The organism is Parvularcula marina (genome assembly GCF_003399445.1).
GTDB lineage: Bacteria > Pseudomonadota > Alphaproteobacteria > Caulobacterales > Parvularculaceae > Parvularcula > Parvularcula marina.
Genome location: NZ_QUQO01000028.1, coordinates 1 through 516, shown reverse-complemented (window position 1 = coordinate 516; position 516 = coordinate 1). Strand labels below are relative to the sequence as shown.

Sequence of the window (516 nt, the reverse complement as noted above, 5' to 3'; positions counted from 1 at the left end):
ACTGTCGCCCACCATTTCTCCGAACTTATCGTCTACCAACAGGATGAACTTCACACGCTTCTGAGCGAGTTACCGACCGACATCGTGGCGTTGCACGGCACCGCGGCCATTTCATTAGCCGTTGTCATGAGCGAGCGAGAACGCACTCCCTCCGCCCGTCTGCGCCAGCTCGTCGCGCACGGAATTGACAGTGTCGATTCGGAGTGGCCGCGTTCCCTGCCGCACGAAAGACTGCTGCTTTCGTTGGCACGGTTTGCTGGGCTCAGAGCCGCGCGTCGCTACGAGGACGCCGCCGCCGAGGGGGATCGATTTGTCGCCCAAGTCGAACTTCTCAGCGCTGCAACCCGTAGCGCGACGATGCACGCCATCAGCGCAGGAATCATCCAGATCGTGATCACGAATATTCTGCTCGGACGCTGGGAACGGGCAATCAGCATTGCCCACCTTCTCGCTGCCGATCACCATGAAGGACGCACGCAACACCGCTCGAGTTTGCTGGCCTATGTTTATGCGTTC

The 516-nt window shown here is 59.7% G+C and carries 1 protein-coding gene; it reads left to right on the top strand.

Annotation, left to right across the window (positions count from 1 at the left end; all coding sequences use genetic code 11):
• The coding region (locus DX908_RS16385; RefSeq protein WP_158548885.1) for a hypothetical protein at positions 1 to 516 on the top strand (516 nt) is incomplete at both ends.